Annotated in this window: 14 protein-coding genes; 7 read left to right on the plus strand and 7 right to left on the minus strand. The window is 34.2% G+C overall.

The annotated features are described in order from the left end of the window. Positions 1-375 precede the first annotated feature (375 nt). Positions 376-2,601, minus strand: coding sequence for a TonB-dependent receptor (locus tag KAOT1_RS04745; protein ID WP_007093583.1), 2,226 nt, complete (start codon positions 2,599-2,601; stop codon positions 376-378). A 372-nt stretch (positions 2,602-2,973) separates the two neighbouring features. Between KAOT1_RS04745 and KAOT1_RS04750 the strand changes: the two genes are divergently transcribed. Next, entirely contained in the window at positions 2,974-5,568 is a 2,595-nt protein-coding gene (locus KAOT1_RS04750) for a T9SS type A sorting domain-containing protein (RefSeq protein WP_007093584.1), read from the plus strand. A 282-nt stretch (positions 5,569-5,850) separates the two neighbouring features. On the opposite strand, the gene mnmE is transcribed toward KAOT1_RS04750, so the two are convergent. Then, entirely contained in the window at positions 5,851-7,245 is a 1,395-nt protein-coding gene (mnmE, locus tag KAOT1_RS04755; protein ID WP_007093585.1) for a tRNA uridine-5-carboxymethylaminomethyl(34) synthesis GTPase MnmE, read from the minus strand. Positions 7,246-7,556: 311 nt separating this feature from the next. On the opposite strand from mnmE, the gene KAOT1_RS04765 reads away from it, so the two are divergent. From KAOT1_RS04765 to KAOT1_RS04785, 5 genes are all read left to right on the plus strand, one after another. After that, complete coding sequence (locus tag KAOT1_RS04765; protein ID WP_007093586.1) at positions 7,557-8,960, plus strand: YfcC family protein; 1,404 nt, start codon at positions 7,557-7,559, stop codon at positions 8,958-8,960. A gap of 2 nt (positions 8,961-8,962) precedes the next feature. After that, entirely contained in the window at positions 8,963-10,108 is a 1,146-nt protein-coding gene (gene argE / locus KAOT1_RS04770) for an acetylornithine deacetylase (RefSeq protein ID WP_007093587.1), read from the plus strand. Between the two features lie 136 nt (positions 10,109-10,244). After that, entirely contained in the window at positions 10,245-10,586 is a 342-nt protein-coding gene (locus KAOT1_RS04775) for a DUF4870 domain-containing protein (protein ID WP_007093588.1), read from the plus strand. A 183-nt stretch (positions 10,587-10,769) separates the two neighbouring features. Further along, on the plus strand, positions 10,770-11,156 hold the full coding sequence (locus KAOT1_RS23395; protein ID WP_007092873.1) for a helix-turn-helix domain-containing protein: 387 nt from the start codon (positions 10,770-10,772) through the stop codon (positions 11,154-11,156). A gap of 5 nt (positions 11,157-11,161) precedes the next feature. Beyond that, positions 11,162-12,061 carry an IS3 family transposase gene (locus KAOT1_RS04785; RefSeq protein WP_007092993.1) on the plus strand — a complete coding sequence of 300 codons (900 nt, stop codon included), beginning with the start codon at positions 11,162-11,164 and terminating at the stop codon, positions 12,059-12,061. Positions 12,062-12,168: 107 nt separating this feature from the next. Here the strand turns inward: KAOT1_RS04785 and dnaN are convergent, their stop codons facing one another. The 5 genes from dnaN to KAOT1_RS04810 all read right to left on the minus strand — a co-directional run bounded on the left by dnaN (position 12,169) and on the right by KAOT1_RS04810 (position 17,028). Then, positions 12,169-13,287 carry a DNA polymerase III subunit beta gene (dnaN, locus tag KAOT1_RS04790; RefSeq protein ID WP_007093589.1) on the minus strand — a complete coding sequence of 373 codons (1,119 nt, stop codon included), beginning with the start codon at positions 13,285-13,287 and terminating at the stop codon, positions 12,169-12,171. A gap of 151 nt (positions 13,288-13,438) precedes the next feature. Beyond that, positions 13,439-15,097 (minus strand): gliding motility-associated ABC transporter substrate-binding protein GldG, encoded by a 1,659-nt coding sequence (gene gldG / locus KAOT1_RS04795; protein WP_007093590.1) that lies wholly within the window; start codon positions 15,095-15,097, stop codon positions 13,439-13,441. Between the two features lie 2 nt (positions 15,098-15,099). Beyond that, complete coding sequence (gene gldF, locus KAOT1_RS04800) at positions 15,100-15,825, minus strand: gliding motility-associated ABC transporter permease subunit GldF (RefSeq protein ID WP_007093591.1); 726 nt, start codon at positions 15,823-15,825, stop codon at positions 15,100-15,102. Positions 15,826-15,896: 71 nt separating this feature from the next. Then, positions 15,897-16,193 (minus strand): putative quinol monooxygenase, encoded by a 297-nt coding sequence (locus KAOT1_RS04805; protein WP_083777287.1) that lies wholly within the window; start codon positions 16,191-16,193, stop codon positions 15,897-15,899. A gap of 1 nt (position 16,194) precedes the next feature. Beyond that, on the minus strand, positions 16,195-17,028 hold the full coding sequence (locus tag KAOT1_RS04810; protein ID WP_007093593.1) for an SAM hydrolase/SAM-dependent halogenase family protein: 834 nt from the start codon (positions 17,026-17,028) through the stop codon (positions 16,195-16,197). 107 nt (positions 17,029-17,135) lie between these two features. Here KAOT1_RS04810 and KAOT1_RS04815 point away from each other — a divergent pair, with 107 nt between their 5' ends. Continuing rightward, a complete protein-coding gene (locus tag KAOT1_RS04815) occupies positions 17,136-18,089 on the plus strand; it encodes a PhoH family protein (protein ID WP_007093594.1) in 954 nt (317 codons plus the stop codon). Positions 18,090-18,169: the final 80 nt, after the last annotated feature.

Consider the following 18,169-nt stretch of genomic DNA (forward strand, 5'->3'; position numbering starts at 1 on the left):
CTACATTTTCAAATTGTTAAATTAAAATTAAGTATCGCTGTCGCTCAAAGTATATTCGTATTTTAGTTTGAATTTCCAATTACTCTTAGAACTTGACTAATATCTAATTCCCAAAAACTAATGCCTATTTTTTCGCTATGCTCAATTCAAGGATTTAAAAATTTAATGATTCAAGGTTGTTTCTAAGACAAACCTGAATATTGTTTGAAACTAATTAACACATTTTTAAATTTTCAAATTGCTACATCAATAACATTTTATAAATGTACGATGGATAAAGTGTAAGTGTAGGTACTAAAAAGCGAAAAACCATCTGTAAGGCCGCAGACGGTTTTTCTATTAAAATAATTAACAAACACAGCATTTTAAATGTCATTAAAATCGGTAGGCGATACTTGCTTTTAAGAAGAAAGGCGTTCCAGGTGTGAAATGAATTTCTTCGGTAGACTGTGTTTCGTTTTGTAAGCGTGATTCCGTAGCAAATTGAGTTTCGTTCCATTCGGTATCAAATAAGTTTTGTACCTGAATTCCCAAGCTCAACTTTTCCCAGTTGTAGCCAATGTTCATGTCAAAAACAGTATAGCCTTCTGCAACAATTGAATTGTCTTCGTTTGCAGGTCTGTCTTTAATATGTTTCAGATTGATTCCGCCATAAAAACCGCTTTCTAATTGAACGTTTACGCCATTTGAAAGTGTAAAATCTGGTGCAAGCGGAATAAAATCTTGTCCGCTAGGTTCTTCTGTTGAACGTGCATGCGTATAATTTGCATCTACATTCCAAAATAACCATTGAAACGGCTGATAGCGCATACTAAAATCGATTCCTTGTCGACGAGTTTTTCCGCTAGGTTCTACAATTCCCGCATCGCCAACATATACAAATTCTTGTTCTAAATATAGTTGCCAGTATGCAGTATTTAATACCAATTCAGGAATTGGCTTCCATATAAAACCAACATCAAAACCGTAAGCCGCAGGTAAAATTTCTTCTCCGTTTTGTGCAATTACGACACGTGCGTCGTTAGAATGAAATCCTTTTCCTGTTTTTACATAAGCTTGTAAGTTTTCAGAATGATTGTATAAAAAGTTCAATTTCGGACTTACAATGGCTTCACTTTGCGATTGTGTTTCATAATTCGCTTGTAAAAAATCATTGTATTTAAAGTCGAAATAATCTATTCGTAGTGCAGGATTGATCGTCCATTTTCCAAATTCAAATTCTGCATTAGCAAAAACACCAATATTCGTTTCATCAATGTCTCCAAATTGTATGTTTTCTAAAGTTTCACGGCGATTCAACGTTCTAGAGAGTTCATTGTCGTTACTTTGATCTTTTCGCAAACTGATTCCTGCATTCCATCTTCCTCCAAAAGAAGTATTTGTAAATTTTTGAGAATATTCACTTTTTAAACCAAATAAGGTTCTGTCTTCTTGTTGTTTGATTTGATCGCCATTTATAGGATCTTCCAAAAAGAAGGTAAAGTTTGAGTAAAGTTTAAAGTCGTATTTGCTGTAAAAGAAACTATTTTTTATCACTGAATTTGGCGATAGTTCTTTATCATAATTTAAAAGAAAGTTTGTTCTGCTTGTTGTTCCACCTTCGGTGTCATCAATTGCTCCAAAACGACTTATCAAACCACTGTTTACAGCTCTTACGGGAATTTGTCCTGAAGCATCCCAAGTACTTTCAAAGTGTGATAATGTCACGCCAATTCTATCAGTTTCAGAGAGGTTTCCAGTGTATTTTCCGAAGATATTAAAACGATTGAAGTTTTGCGGACTATCAAAAGGTCCGTCAGTTGCCAAATATTCCGTAGCTATATATGCTGAATGATCTAAATTGTTTAAAATATTGAACATTCCCAGCATTCGGTAGGTATCAAATTGTCCAGCTTCTAGTTTTATAGTACTTTCTCGCAATTGTTTTTTCGTTTTAAAATCTACATAACCTGCGGTATTAAAATTCCCTTGATTTGCATAGTACGGACCTTTTCCGAAATCAATTTTATCAAGAGTTTCAGGAATCAAAAAGTGTAAATCGGCATATCCTTGACCGTGTGCGTGCGATACCATGTTTACAGGAATTCCATCGGCAGTAATCGTAATATCTGTTCCGTGATCGATATCAAATCCGCGAAGGAAAATTTGTTCAGCTTTTCCACCGCCAGCATGTTGTCCAATAAACAATCCTGGAACTTGTCGTAAAATTTCTTGAGAAGAATTTACAGGATTTACCTGAATATTTATGTCACTAATCAAATTTAAGGCATCCAGTTTTGGACTGATGACAATTTCATTGAGCGAAATTGATTTTTTCTCCAAGAAAATGTTTAATTCTTTAGTAAGAGACGAAATCACAACATATTTGGTTTGGTAACCAATGTGCGAAATTCGTAAAGTGTCACCAATAGAAACACCTTCAATCATAAACTTTCCATCATCGTCACTATGTGTGTGTGTTTTGTTTTTTTGATTATAAATTTGAGCTTCTGGAATTGGTGCATTATATGCATTTGTGAGTAAACCTGAGATCGATTGTGCCGAAGCGCCAATTGAAATGAATAGTACGGTGATGAATACGTACAGATGTTTTGTTGTCATAACTTTTTATAAAATTGATTAGTTTTCAGTTTTATATACGACAGATTTTTTGAGTCGGTTTTTTTACTTTTTTAAATAAATTAGAAATAACGTTTATTGTGTTGATTTTTAGTTGATTATTTTGAGTTTTTATTTACATATTTTCTCCAACAGCTTCTTTTTCTTTATTTTCTTAAGATGTTGAACTTGCATCAAAGTACACTTTATCTTTTATTCTTTTTAGTTGGTCTAAATTTTAAATTCAATACAAAAAAATCTCATATTTTTACATGAAATACTTCCCCCTAAAATTCTTATTGTAACATTATAAGCTGTTACTACACACATAATGTTAGTGTATTATTCGTAGAACTATAATTTAAATTTTTTGTTATGAAATTAAAGTTACTTGTATTGCTTTTTGTTTTTTTGGGAACAAATGTTCATGCGTTTCAGCAAGTTGTGGCAACTGTTGGCGAAGTCGAATTGCTCGATCATAATCCTTCGGAAGCTCTTGCTGATAAAACTCCGTTGTTATTAGTACACGGTTGGCAACCGTATCCAAGTCCTGCATCTGGAAATATTACCATTTGGAATAATTTGGTTAGTTATATTGAAACTGCTCCAAATTTATCAGATTATAAAATTTACTATGTTCGCTACACTTCCAATTTGATAAGTGTGGAAATAATTTCCAATCAATTTCGCCAGTTGGTAGAAGAATATGTGCCTTTTGCAAACAAACAATTGACGCTTATTGCGCACAGTATGGGCGGATTGGTCTCTAAAAATTTTATGTACAACAGTTATCAAGGAAGTCCGTTAGGTGGCGAACGTGTTACAAAACTAATAACGTTGGGCACACCACATCATGGAAGTCCGATGGCAAACGGACCCATACGTGCTGAAGTTGTAAATGATGTGATTACAGAAAATGCGATTGCGTTTTTTGATTTTGAATTGTATGAAAACTGTGATGCACCAGCATTTGATACCAATAGCAGAACTGATCTTCGTTGGGATAATTTTGATAATTTATATACAACAACTCAATACGCGACAGAACCAAATGCTTGGTTAGTAGCACTGAATCTTAATACGTTGTATGATAGTAAAATAACGGCATATGTTGCGTATTTGAAAAATAGAAAAGATGCTAGTTTTCAGTATAAACAAACCAGTAGATTTTTGGAAGCCTTTGATATAAGTTATGTAAATGATGGGATTGTTCCTGTGGAAAGTGCTCGTTTTGATGGACATACACTTGCGGGACTTCGTTTTTTTGAAGATTACGATCATGCGCAAATTGCTAAAGGAAAATCAGCAGAAAACACTTTGGATACCGAATTGTTTAAAACGATAGAAAATGATTTGCTTTCCAACGCACAAGGATTACAAATTACGCCTCCAGGAATTTTTGATATTGGTTCTACACCTATAAATACTGTAAAAAATGTGACATTTTCTGTGACGAATAACAGTAATGTTGCAACTTCTTTTTCAATAAGTAATTCGCCGAGTAATGATTTTTTAGTAGTAAATCCGGGAAGTATTCAAAATTCGTTGGCTGTTGGAGAAACTAAAACTGTCAATGTGAAATTTGATCCAACGACGCCAGGCGAGAAGTTTCATAATATTACCATCGTCAATAGTTTAGGAAACATTAGCAAACAAATAAAAGGAACAGCTTTGAGCGAAGAAGTAACTTCTAGTCTTTTTGATGATGATTATTTTATTGGAACTACAGAACTTGGAACGGAAGTGTACAAAACTATCGAAATAAAAAACAGACGACACACGACAGCAACGGTAACACTTTCAGGTATTTCAACTGCCGCAGACAACGAACCAATTTTCGAATTTGTTGATAATATTGAAAATACCTTCAATTTATTACCTGATGAATCAAAACTATTAACAATACGATTTAGTCCTACAAGTGGAAATTTAGGATTGCAAACAGGTTTTTTAAATGTTACTTGGTCATATCCAGATATTTCTACACCGCCGCCGCCAGGAGCCATCAGTGTTTTTGGTTTGGGTACACTGTCACAAACGGGCGATGTTACTTTTGATTCTCCAGAAGCTGTCAACAACTATTTTCAAAATATTGTCAACCAAAATAATGGTAATGTTTCTGTTGGCGATTTATCAAACAATGTGTTAATGCCTTTGCAAAATTTACAGACAGTGCAAGGCGATTTTATCATTAATAATTCTAATACGATTCAAAATCTTCAATTTATTCGTGATTTGGTATTTGTGAGTGGCGATTTGACAATTTCAAATACAGCCAATTTAGGTTTTCTAGATTTTATTAGACTCGGCTCTGATGGTTTGGATTTCATTATCCAACGATTGGCTTGTCCTAATGTGTCAGCACCAACATTTTTGCCTGAAAATACAACGATGGACACCGATGCTGTGATTGATAATTTAACCTTAGATAACAATCAAAGTTTAACAGATATCAGTGGTTTACAAGGTGTAAAGCGTATTTCGGGGAATTTAACAATTACCAATAATGCACTATTGACAAATCTAGATGGTTTTTCAAACTTAGAATTTGTAGATGGCGGAACAATTACCATAACCAACAATCCAAATTTGACTAATTTTTGCGGATTAAATAAGCTTTTGACAAATAGTTCTTTTTCAGGAACAATCAATATTTCAGGAAATGATTACAATCCAACGCTTCAAGATTTTAATGATGGAAATTGTGATGGAGAAACGCTAAATATTACAGAAACAACTTATGAAAATGCAGTAAGTATCTATCCAAATCCTACCAATGATCGTGTATTCATTGAAACGGAAACTCACATGAAAGAAGTTTCAATTTATGACAGTACAGGACGTTTTATTCAAACACAACAACTAAAGAATAATCAATTTTCAACACTTCACCTGTCAAAAGGAATTTATTTAATACAACTTGCAGATGATCTTGGAAATAAGCAGCTTTTCAAGCTTGTGAAATTATAAGTAAAAGATATAAAATTGAAAAACCATCTGTAAGGGCGGCAGATGGTTTTCTATCAGATTTTTAACAATACTACATATCAAATTATTATCGTAAAACTTGTATTTAGAAATTTTTTCTTATCAGAAAAATTTCAAACCTAAATATATGTGTTTTGTTTTTCAAGAGTATATACGGAGAAAAGTTTGGTTTGGTTTTTATTTTTTTGAAAAAAAATGAATTATTTTTTAATTGACTGAAATACAGTTTTTTATCGATTTAAAAAAATGATATTTTTTTTAAAATCACTTCCCAATACAAAAATTTGCAAAGATATTCCCTAGTAAATCATCACTTGTAATTTCTCCTGTGATTTCTCCAAAATGATACAATGCTTGTCGAATGTCAATTGCCATTAAATCAACTGATAAGCCAGATTCTAAACCGTAATGAACTTTGTCAATTTCCTCTAAAGCTTTTAGTAAAGCATCGTAGTGACGCGTATTGGTAATAATCGTTTCGTTGTTTCGCAATGCGCCTGTATTTACAAAGGAAACAAGTTTTTCTTTTAGATCGTCAACACCGATATTTTCTTTGGCAGAAAGTAGTAATAGATTGTCAAACTCAAAGGTATTTTTGATAAAAGTTGCATCACCTTTGTCAATTTTGTTAGAAACAATCACAATTGGCTTTTGTGGAAATTTATTTTGAAGCTTATGAATTTCCTGCAACATTACTTTCGATTTCTCCTGATCGTTCGATAGGAGTGAAGCATCAAATAAGTAAATGACGACTTGTGCTTGCTCAATTTTCTCAAAAGTTTTCTGAATTCCGATGCTTTCTACAACATCTTTGGTTTCCCGAATTCCCGCAGTATCAATAAATCGGAATGAAATTCCATCAATGACCAATTCGTCTTCAATGGTATCGCGTGTTGTTCCTGCAATGTCAGAGACAATAGCGCGTTCTTCATTTAACAAAGCATTTAGTAAAGTAGATTTTCCAACATTTGGTTCTCCAACAATTGCCACAGGAATTCCGTTTTTAATCACGTTTCCAACCGCAAACGAATCAATCAAACGTTTTAAGACAAATTGAATACGTTTTACCAAGGTTTTAAACTGTGTACGATCGGCAAATTCTACATCTTCTTCCGCAAAATCAAGTTCCAATTCTATCAAAGAAGCAAAATTTAAAAGTTCTTCACGCAAGTTTTTAATTTCATTGCTAAATCCGCCACGCATTTGCTGCATTGCCAATTGGTGTGACGCTTCCGAATCGCTCGCAATCAAATCTGCCACAGCTTCCGCTTGCGATAAATCGAGTTTTCCATTTAAAAATGATCGCAAAGTAAATTCTCCTGCATTAGCATTTCTACAACCATTTCGCAATAACAATTGAATGATTTGTTGCTGAATGTACACTGAACCATGACAGGAAATTTCAATCGTATTTTCGCCTGTATATGAATTTGGTCCTTTAAACAGAGACACTAAAACTTCATCCAAATAACGATCATTATCCACAATGTGACCCAAATGAATGGTATGCGATTTTTGTTTGCTCAAATTTTTATTTCGGACAGATTTAAAAAGCGGTTCGCAAATTGTGATAGCATCTTTTCCAGAAACTCGAATCACAGAAATTGCGCCAGCGCCAGAAGGAGTCGCCAAAGCAACAATCGTATCATTTGGAATCATATACTTAAAATTTGTGCAAAAATAGGGAATATGTTTGATTTGATTGAGTTTAGCTAGTAGGTATTTGGTCGCTTTGCTTTGATAAGCTCAGTTTGAATACTTTTGTTATTTGTTATTTGTTATTTGTTATTTCGCTATTCGCTATTCGCTATTCACTATTCACTATTCACTATTCGCTATTCGTTATCTGTTATTTGGTTTTCCTTTTGCAGAACCAATCGATTTTCCATATTATTTCTCTGAAAAATCAAAAATATTTGAGTTTTTGATTACATTGGACTTTCTTTTATTTTCAAACACAACCAATACTATTGAACACAACCTTAAAAAACACGAAGAAATGGTATGAACATATTCCGCATGCTGTCGTAATTGTATTTATCATTATCGTTTTTGTTACATTGTTAACGTATCTAATTCCTGCGGGAGAGTTTAAACGTATGCTAGTGGACGGTCGCAATCGTGTCATACCAAATTCGTACACAACCATTCCAAGCACACCGATAGGATTTTTAGACATGTTTAAAGCCATACCTTTAGGTTTTAAAGCGGCTGCAGAAGTCATGTTTGTTGTTTTTTCTGGTGGAATTATGTTTGGTATCATGGAACGTACCAAAGCGATTGAAAATGCAGTCGGAACGTTTGTGAAGAAACTCGGACAGGAAAAAAAATATCTCGCCGTTGTCATTATGACCTTTATTTATGGCGCATTGGGCGTTTTTGTAGGGTATGAACACAACATTGCGATGGTGCCAATTGCAGCTGTGGTAGCTTTGGCACTTGGTGGCGATTTAATATTAGCTGCGGGAATTTCGGTTGGCGCGATTACAATTGGATTCGGATTGTCTCCCATAAATCCGTATACGGTTGGTGTTGGACATAAAATTGCAGAACTTCCATTATTTTCGGGTGCATTATTGCGAAGTATTTTATGTTTTAGTGCGCTTGGTTTTTTGGCGTTTTACAATGTAAGATATTTAAAGAAAATTGCTAAAAATCCAGAAAAAAGTCTAGGAAAAGGATTGAATATTGATGGTATTTCATTATCAAAACCGATCAACGAATATACCATTTCAACGAATAATTGGCTGGTAATTTCTGTATTTATGCTAGGTTTAGGAGCGATTTTATATGGTGTTTTTAATCTAAAATGGTATCTCAATGAAATCTCTGCGGTGTTTCTCATGATCGCGATTGCTTCGGGAATTATAGGAAAAATGAACACTAATATGTTTAGTGATACACTATTAAAATCGGTATCATATGTAGCGCCAGGCGCTTTTATGGTAGGTTTTGCAACTACGATAAAAGTATTGTTAGAAATGGGACATATTAGCGATACAATTTCATTTCATTTATCAGAGTTATTGAAAGATATGCCCTTGTATATTTCTGCCGTTGGTATGGCAATATCGCAGAGTTTTATTAACTTCTTTATTCCATCAGGAAGCGGACAAGCATTGGCAACGTTACCCGTGATGATTCCATCAGGAGAAGTCATTGGACTCACACGACAAACTACTATTTTGGCATTTCAAATTGGCGATGGCGTTTCTAACTTAATCAATCCAACACTTGGCGGACTCATTGCGATGCTAAGTATGTGTCGCGTTCCTATAGATCGTTGGTTTCGATTTATATTTCCTGTCGCTTTAACCATATTTATTTTTTCAGCAATCACACTCATCATAGCAGTATTAACAGGCTATCATTAATTATGAACGCAACTACAATATTAAGTCACTTGGTAAGTTTCCCAGTTTTAGGAGGCGAAAGTAATTTAAGTATCATTCATTGGATTCAAGAATATATAGAATCGTATGGAATTAAAACAACACTGGTTCCAAATGATGAAAATACAAAAGCTTCTTTACACTGTAGAATTGGTCCTGCAGTTGATGGTGGAACTATTCTTTCGGGTCATACAGATGTTGTGCCTGTTGAAGGCCAAATTTGGGATACAAATCCTTTTACACTTATTGAAAAGAATGGTAAACTTTATGCACGAGGTAGTTGTGATATGAAAGGTTTTGTAGCGTGCTGTTTGGCAGTTTTGCCAAAAATGATAAAAGCTGATTTGAAAAAACCAATTTATTTTGCTTTTAGTTATGACGAAGAAATTGGTTGTTTGGCTGCGCCAGATTTGATAAAACATATGAAAGCGACTTATAAAGAAACTCCAAAATATGCGATTATTGGTGAGCCAAGCATGTTAGAACCTGTCATCGGAAAAAAAGGCGTTTGTTATGTAAAAACAGAAGTCAACGGTTCTGCGGGACATAGTAGCGGAATTCATAAAGAAGTAAGTGCTATTCATGAAAGTACACGATTGATACTTTGGTTGGAAAATAAAATGAAAACCATTGCAAATACTTCTGTAGATGATCGCTTTGTGCCGCCACATTCTACGATTCATGTCGGACAAATAAAAGGTGGTGTTGCGACGAATATTGTTGCAGATTATTGCCGTTTTGAATGGGATATACGTGTCATTCCAAAAGATGATATTCATCAAATATTTAAAGATTATTATGCTTTTTGTGCTGAAAGAGAAGCTGAAGTTCAAAAAAAGTTTGCTGATTTTAAAATAACCAATACGTTGGTACATCCACCAGTTCCTGCGTTAGATACGAAAGAAACAGATAGTATAGTTGCATTAATGCAAAAACTCACAGGAAATCACAGTTGGAAAACAGTTGCGTATGCTGCTGAAGCTGGACAGTTTCATGAAGCCGGATTTGAAAGTATTATTTGTGGACCTGGAAGTATCGATCAAGCGCATCGTGCAAATGAGTTTGTAACGCAAGAACAATTGGATCGTTGTGTTATTATATTGGAGAAGTTGGTTGAAGAATTGAGTTAATTTTTTGATTTTTATTTAGAGATTTAAGTAACTTTTTCCCTTGAAAAATAACTTTTTGAGCAGTGTTAAAAATAAAAAGTGTAACAAAATTAATTTTTCTACGTCATATTTATATCAATCAATAAAAAACACAATCATGAGAAGAAAAGATAATCAATTAATGGTCATTACACATTTAACCCAACTTTCAACTTTTGTAATTGGTTTTGGGAGTTTAATCATTCCACTAATTCTTTGGGCGAGTAATAAAAATGATGTATATGAAATGGACGATCAAGGAAAACAAATTATCAATTTTCAAATCAGTATGATAATTTATGCAATTGTAAGCATTCCACTAATTTTTGCTTTCGGACTCGGAATTTTAACACTTATTGCTGTGGGAATTTTGTCGTTTGTCATGCCAATTGTAAATGCGATCAAAGTGAGTAATGGCGAAGAACCAAATTATCCGTTATCGATGCAGTTTTTATCGTAAGTTAGATTTTAGATCGCTTACGCTGTTAGACGTGAGACCGCTTTGCTATTAGATTTTTAGACTTACTTAGATTTGTTAGACTAGCTAACAAAAAAACATAAAAAAGCCGTTGTAAAATGTACAACGGCTTTTTCTATATTATTGTCTCGTCCTGAAATAGCGTTACACTAAATTTTAAGCGTAATGAAAACAAATTATGTAAAACGTACTCAAAAAGATTATTCATTATCTTTTAAACTCCAAGTAGTTCAAGAGATTGAACAGGGCAAACTGACACGCTCACAAGTCTTATCAAAGTATGGTATACAATCTGGATCTACCATCAGAACTTGGTTAAAAAAATATGGTAACTTTGATTGGCATAATCAAACTCCACTTTCTATGACAAAGACTCCAGAACAAAAGATTTTAGAATTAGAAGAAAAAATCAAACTGTTAGAAAAGCAGAAGGCTCGTGCAGAACATCTGGCGGAGCGTGCTGACAAGAAAGCTATTTTGTTTGATATGATGATTGATTTAGCAGAAAAAGAGTTTAATATTCCTATCAGAAAAAACTCCAAACCCAAGTAATCGATATGTTTAGAATACATTACAGAGAAAGTATCTCATCTACTTGTGAGTTACTTGGGGTAAGCAGGCAAGTATATTACCGAGCGATACGTTCAAAAGAGAAACGACAGTGTATTGCTAGTGATGTGATAGAGCTGGTTCAATCTGTTAGAATAGAGCAACCACGCATTGGCACAAGGAAGTTATATCATATTCTACAAGAGTCTTTACGTAGTTTAGGTGTCGGCAGAGATCGTTTATTTGCTATTTTAAAGGCAAATCATATGTTGATTAAACCCAAGCGGAGCTATCATATCACTACTAACTCTCATCATCGGTTTAGAAAACATAACAATGTAATAGAGAATTTAGATGTAAACAGACCAGAACAAGTTTGGGTAGCAGATATTACCTATGTAGGTAATCGAGCTAATCCCATGTATTTATCGCTTATTACAGATGCATATTCTAAGATGATCGTTGGGTATTATCTATCAAATACCTTGGCAGTAGATAGTTCTATAAAAGCATTAAAGCAAGCTGTTAAAAACAGAAAATATCCCAAGGAAAGGCTAATACATCATTCTGATAGAGGTTTACAATATTGTAGTAATCAATATCAAAGAATATTAACTAAGAGTCATATTAAATGTAGTATGACAGAATCCTATGATCCATATCAAAATGCAGTAGCAGAGCGAATCAACGGAATCTTGAAACAAGAGTTTTTGATGGGCACCTCTAAAATAGACATCAAACTAATGAAGAAAATAGTACAACAGAGTATTAAAGTTTATAATACCAAAAGACCGCATTTATCATGTCAAATGCTAACTCCAGAACAGATGCACAAACAAAATAAAGTCAACATAAAAACCTATAAAAGAAAAAACACAGATAAGACAGCTGTCTTATCTGTGTTTTAACTATTTTTAATCCTAAATAACTGTAACGGTTTTTTAGGACGGGTCAGAAATACTTTTGGTGGTTTTGAAAACGACTAATGCCTAATCTCCAAAACCTAATTCCTTTATTAGTTATTCAACATTACTGGCATTACCAACATTGTGATGTGTTCGCCTTCTTCTAAACCATCAATTGGAGTTAGAATTCCAGCGCGATTTGGCAATGACATTTCTAATGAAACATCATCTGCACCTAAATTATTCAACATTTCCGTTAAGAAACGAGAGTTGAAACCAATTTGCATGTCATCACCTTGGTAATCACACGTTAAGCGTTCTTCAGCTTTGTTAGAGTAATCGATATCTTCTGCAGAAATATTCAATTCTGCTCCAGCAATCTTCAAACGAATTTGATGCGTTGTTTTGTTAGAGAAAATACTAACACGACGTACAGAGTTTAAAAATTGATTTCTATTAATTTCTAATTTATTTGGATTCTCCTTTGGAATTACCGCTTCGTAATTTGGGTACTTTCCATCGATTAAACGACAAACCAACACTGTATTATCAAACGTAAACTTTGCGTTGCTATCATTATATTCAATCACAACATCGTCTTCGCTTCCGCCTAAAATTCCTTTCAATAAATTTAAAGGTTTCTTTGGCATGATGAATTCTGCTACTTGCGATGCTTGTAAATCTGTACGTTGGTATTTTACCAATTTGTGTGCGTCAGTGGCAACAAACGTTAGGTTTTCTGGTGAAAACTGGAAAAAAACACCACTCATTACAGGTCGTAAATCATCGTTTCCAGAAGCAAAGATAGTTTTACTAATTGCTGTTGATAAAACATGTCCAGCAATAGTTGTAGCACTTGGTTCTTTCAATTCAACCGACGCAGGAAATTCATTTCCATCTGCGTATGCTAAAGCATATTTACCGTGATTTGAGCTGATTTCAACCGTGTTATTATCTTCCACAACAAACGTTAATGGTTGCTCAGGAAATGTTTTTAAAGTATCTAATAATAATTTCGCAGGAACAGCAATATTTCCAGTGCTGTCTGATTCTACCGTTAAAACGGATGACATGGTTGTTTCTAAATCAGAAGCCGAAACCTTTAGTTCATTTTCATTCAGTTGAAAAAGGAAATTATCTAAAATAGGTAACGTATTGCTATTATTAATAACGCCTCCTAAAACTTGAAGCTGCTTTAATAAGTATGTACTTGATACAATAAATTTCATGTGTTTGTGTTCTATTTAATGTTCAAAAATAATTCTTCCAAGTTAAATTACATAGCTTTTCAGCAGTAAATTCACGTAAAAAGAATCACCTCGTTATATTCTTACAAATATATCTCAAAAGTCTTTGTAAAGAAAGGAAACTTATTAACAACTATTTTGCGTATTTGCGCTTTCGAAGGTAGTTAAATAGGAAGCCGAAAAGTGCGAGAATACCAAGCGGAAGTCCAATGTTTATCAGTTGCCAGTCGGTTTTTTGGTCAATCACTTTTTCAGGATCTAAAAACGCTAATTTTAATTCTTTCGATCGAATGTTTATAAGTCCGTTATTGTCTAAAAGGTAATTTACCGAATTTAACAAGAATTCTTTGTTTCCGTATTGTCGCTTTGTCACAACATCAAAACCTAATTCTTGTGGTCTTCCGCGAGTGACTTGGTTTTTTATCAAATCGCCATCCGCAATGACCAACATTTTCGATGCTCCTTGTGATTTTGCATCTGCAAGCGGAAAAGGTTTTACACGATTTTTGTAAACAGATTCGAAAGTTCCTTCTAACAAAACTGCTAAATTATAATCTCCTTTGCCTTCGTAAGCTTCTAATTTTGGTTCGTTTTCTATCACAGATAATGAAATCGGTTTCGGAACACCTTCAAGTTTTGATGTTGCTGAACTTTTCAATAGAATTGTCTTTTTTGTACTACTTTTTAGTGTGTCAATTTGATTGGCAAATTCAAAGCGAACCAAGTTGGTATTATTTGTAATTGGATGCTTTCCAGAAGGCTTTACCAACGGATTGTAGCGCCATTGTATCGGTAAATATTGTGTTTCGTTTCCTTCACCAACAGCCATAATAATTGGCGCACATTGTACATCGTTCACTAATTTCGGATTGATACGAACGCCATATTCGAAGAAAAAATCATTCAGGCGTAAATCTCTAGGAAAAGCCAAAGTTGAACCACTTTCACTGTACAAACTGTCCATTTCGGCAACGGTATTTTCAACCAACCACAAGGATTTTCCGCCACGCATCGTGTATTGATCTAAAATGTATTTTTCACTATCAGAAAATGCTTTGGTAGGTTTTGGAACAATGGCTAAGTCAAAACGATTCAAATTTTCTAACGATTTCTCAGGATTGTCAGGAAATGCACTTAAATCGAAAGGCGCAATTTTGTAATAATCTTTCAGCGTTTGTAGAAAACTAGCAATATACACATCGTCCAATTCGCCGTTTCCTTTCAAAACGGCAATCGTTTGTTTATCAATTAATGTTAATTTGGTAAACGCATCCGCGAACGCATATTCCAAATGTTGCACCGAACTTGCAATTTTTTCTTCATCAGAATTCGCCAGATTGTTCTTGTAAAGCGGCACTTTTACGGTTTTATTTCCATAATTGGCAATTGCCCATGGAAAAACGGCTTCTTGAGTAACTTTTCCTGCAATTTCTTCGGTAACGTATCTCGGATTCAATCCGTTTGTGGTTAAATATTGTTCTGCACCTTCTTTGACAGGATCGACAAAATTGTATTTAATGTTGGAGTTGTATGCAGAAAATTCTTCTAAGAGTTGTTCTGTTTCATCTGCCAAACGCTTGTATTCTGAAGGCAAATCACCTTTTAGGAAAATATCAATAATGATCGGCGAATTTACTTCTGCAACCGTGTTTTTAGAAGCTTCTGATAGTGTATAACGTTTGTCTTGGGTTAAGTCAAAACGTGTAAATATACTACTAGAAATAGCGTTTAGAATGATTAATCCGATAAGGACCAATACTATTTTTGTGCTCGTATGGAGTTCTTTCTTCAAACTTATCGTTTTTTTAGTTGTAATACAGTTAAGAATAAAAAGAAAATGGTCACGCTGAGAAAGTAGATTACGTCTCTTGTATCAATCACACCGCGCGCTATACTATCAAAGTGTCGTTTCATGCCTATTTTTTCTACAGAAGTACTGAAGTCTCCAAAAATACCAGCATTTGCAATACCTTCAAATCCAAAATACATGACAAAACAGATAAAAACTGAAACTATAAACGCCACAATTTGATTCTGCGAAAGCGTTGATGTAAATATACCAATACTTGTATAGGCGGCAATTAAGAATAACAATCCAAAGTAGGAGCCAAGTGTGCTACCAACATCGAGATTTCCTTCCGGATTTCCTAAATTCCAAACGGTATATACGTATAAAAGTGTTGGAATCATGGCAAGAAGAATCAGTACAAACGCGCCAAAGTATTTTCCGAGTACAATTTGCCAACCTGAAATGGGTTTTGTCAATAATAATTCGAGTGTTCCTAAGCGTTTTTCTTCCGAGAAGCTTCGCATGGTAATCGCGGGAATTAAAAAGATAAAAATCCACGGAGCTAGCGTGAAAAATGGTGTTAAATCGGCAAATCCGTAATTAAAAATATTGAATTCACTTTTAAAAAACCATAAGAATAATCCGTTGAGAATTAAAAATAAGGCAATTACCAAATATCCTACGGATGAGGAAAAAAAGGAATTGATTTCTTTACGAAGTATGGCGAGCATTGCGTTCTTTTTTTACAATTGTTTGTGATGCACAGTTCAGTAACGATGCGGAATGGATTCTAGTATTTTTATTAAGATAAACTCACTAATTTATCAACACTCCACGCGTACGGTTTGTCGTTAAACATGGCTTTGGTTTGTTTCCAGACGTTTTTAAATAATTCTGAGTTTCTATACGCTTCCAAATCGTCTACATGTCTCCAATGACTGTACGTGAAGAAGATTTCAGGATTGTTTTTATCTTGATATAATTCTAAAAACTCACAACCTTCACGGTTTTTAATTGATGCTTTTTTTTCATCAAACATTGCCAAAAAATCAGGAATGTATTTGGAGTGAAAGCTCATCTTTACTATGCGTACAAACATATTATATTGAAAAATTAATAGTTATCGTATCTCTAAATCGCAATCCGAATAGGCTAGAAGCGCTTCCAACAGTTTGCGGATTACTTTTATATATGGCCAATTCTAAAAAATCAGCCGAATTAAACAACGCTAGTTTTTTACCATCTTCTTCACGTTTGTGTTTTTCTAAATTAAAATTGATGGAATCACTATAACGCTCATGAATAGTTTTGAATTTATAATTACGAGCAGAAATTTCAAAATTTCGTCCTTTTCCAACGTCTCTAAATATCTTTCTAGTGATGTTAGTTACCACATTTCCGTAATTGTCAATATAAATTACGTTTCCTATAATCTGCGTTTCATCAGTATTTACTACAGGTTTGATACCAGTTAAATGTTTGATTTCGTGAATAGTTTTCCCAATCACTTCCAAAGTTCCGCCACGTGCAATATGGCAGGCAACTTTTACAAAAACGTCTAATACAGGGAAATTGGTCTCAATACGATCGTGAATATTTATTTCTACAATCTTTTCCGGAACGATCTCAGAGGCAATCAAGCTCATAATTCCATTATTAGCACAGACAAAAAAATGACCATCTAGCTTTACGGCAATATGTTTGTTTTCGGGATTCAGTTCAGAATCGATTCCGATAATATGAATACTACCTTTAGGAAAGCTGTTGAAGGCATTTTGGATAATATACGCAGCTTCTGTAATGCTAAACGGATTCACGCTATGTGAGATATCAACAATACGAATATCACTCAGTTCACTATAAATAGCTCCTTTAACTGCGCCCACAAAATGGTCTTTCTCCCCAAAATCAGTTGTCAGTGTTATTATTGCCATTGGCGAATTGTTGATATTTTTTTAAAATTAATCTATTTAAAAATGGTAAGTTTGCTATGCAAATCTAAAAAAACAAAACGGAAATCTAACCTTAATACGAGTCGCTTTTGAACGAAATTATTTTTGAACTTTCTGAGATCAGTCCAAGAGAGTTTTTTGGACACCAAAATACCAACATCGAATTGTTGAAAAAATACTTCCCAAAACTCAAAATTGTAGCCAGAGGAAATAAGATAAAAGCATACGGAGATGAAGCCTTATTGGAAGAATTTGATAAGCGTTTAACGATGCTTATGGAACATTTTGCGAAGTACAACAAAATTGATGAAAATGTGATAGAACGTGTGCTTACCAGTGAAAGTTCTAAAGATTATGACACATCTGCTTCAAGTGGCGAAACGTTAGTGCATGGTCATAATGGGAAATTAATCAAAGCCATTACTGCCAATCAGCGAAAGTTAGTAGAGTTGATGAACAAGAACGATATGGTGTTTGCTATTGGACCTGCGGGAACAGGAAAAACGTATACGGGAGTTGCATTAGCCGTAAGAGCTTTAAAAAATAAAGAAGTAAGAAGAATCATTTTAACACGTCCTGCGGTAGAAGCTGGAGAAAGTTTAGGTTTCTTGCCAGGAGATTTAAAAGAAAAGTTAGATCCGTACATGCAACCGTTGTATGATGCGTTGCGCGACATGATTCCGCCAGAAAAATTAGCAAAATATATTGAAGATGGTACCATTCAAATTGCGCCAATGGCGTTTATGCGTGGGCGTACTTTAGATAATGCTTTTGTAATTTTAGATGAAGCACAAAACACGACACATGCGCAAATGAAGATGTTTTTGACGCGTATGGGGAAAAATGCAAAATTCATGCTTACGGGCGATCCTGGGCAAATTGACTTGCCTAGACGCGTTATTTCTGGATTAAAAGAAGCGTTGTTAGTTTTAAAAGATATCAAAGGAATTGGAATTATCTATTTGGATGATAAAGATGTCGTACGACACCGATTGGTAAAGAAAGTGATTGAAGCCTATAAGAGTATTGAGCATCAGAATTGATGGAATTTTAAATTTTAAATGCTAAATGTTGAATTTTAAATAGTTTCAAAGAACAAATCAACGAATGGTAAATAACGAAT

Origin of the sequence: Kordia algicida OT-1 (assembly GCF_000154725.1) — a bacterium.
GTDB classification, from domain to species: Bacteria; Bacteroidota; Bacteroidia; order Flavobacteriales; family Flavobacteriaceae; genus Kordia; species Kordia algicida.

Bases quoted from the DNA above. Each gene is read 5' to 3' on its own strand.
- gldF (WP_007093591.1), bottom strand. From the start codon at position 15,825: ATGCTCGCCATACTTCGTAAAGAAATCAATTCCTTTTTTTCCTCATCC.
- KAOT1_RS04745 (WP_007093583.1), bottom strand. From the start codon at position 2,601: ATGACAACAAAACATCTGTACGTATTCATCACCGTACTATTCATTTCA.
- KAOT1_RS04810 (WP_007093593.1), bottom strand. From the start codon at position 17,028: ATGGCAATAATAACACTGACAACTGATTTTGGGGAGAAAGACCATTTT.
- KAOT1_RS04805 (WP_083777287.1), bottom strand. From the start codon at position 16,193: ATGTTTGTACGCATAGTAAAGATGAGCTTTCACTCCAAATACATTCCT.
- KAOT1_RS04750 (WP_007093584.1), top strand. From the start codon at position 2,974: ATGAAATTAAAGTTACTTGTATTGCTTTTTGTTTTTTTGGGAACAAAT.
- KAOT1_RS04785 (WP_007092993.1), top strand. From the start codon at position 11,162: ATGTTTAGAATACATTACAGAGAAAGTATCTCATCTACTTGTGAGTTA.
- argE (WP_007093587.1), top strand. From the start codon at position 8,963: ATGAACGCAACTACAATATTAAGTCACTTGGTAAGTTTCCCAGTTTTA.
- KAOT1_RS04775 (WP_007093588.1), top strand. From the start codon at position 10,245: ATGAGAAGAAAAGATAATCAATTAATGGTCATTACACATTTAACCCAA.
- KAOT1_RS23395 (WP_007092873.1), top strand. From the start codon at position 10,770: ATGAAAACAAATTATGTAAAACGTACTCAAAAAGATTATTCATTATCT.
- mnmE (WP_007093585.1), bottom strand. From the start codon at position 7,245: ATGATTCCAAATGATACGATTGTTGCTTTGGCGACTCCTTCTGGCGCT.
- dnaN (WP_007093589.1), bottom strand. From the start codon at position 13,287: ATGAAATTTATTGTATCAAGTACATACTTATTAAAGCAGCTTCAAGTT.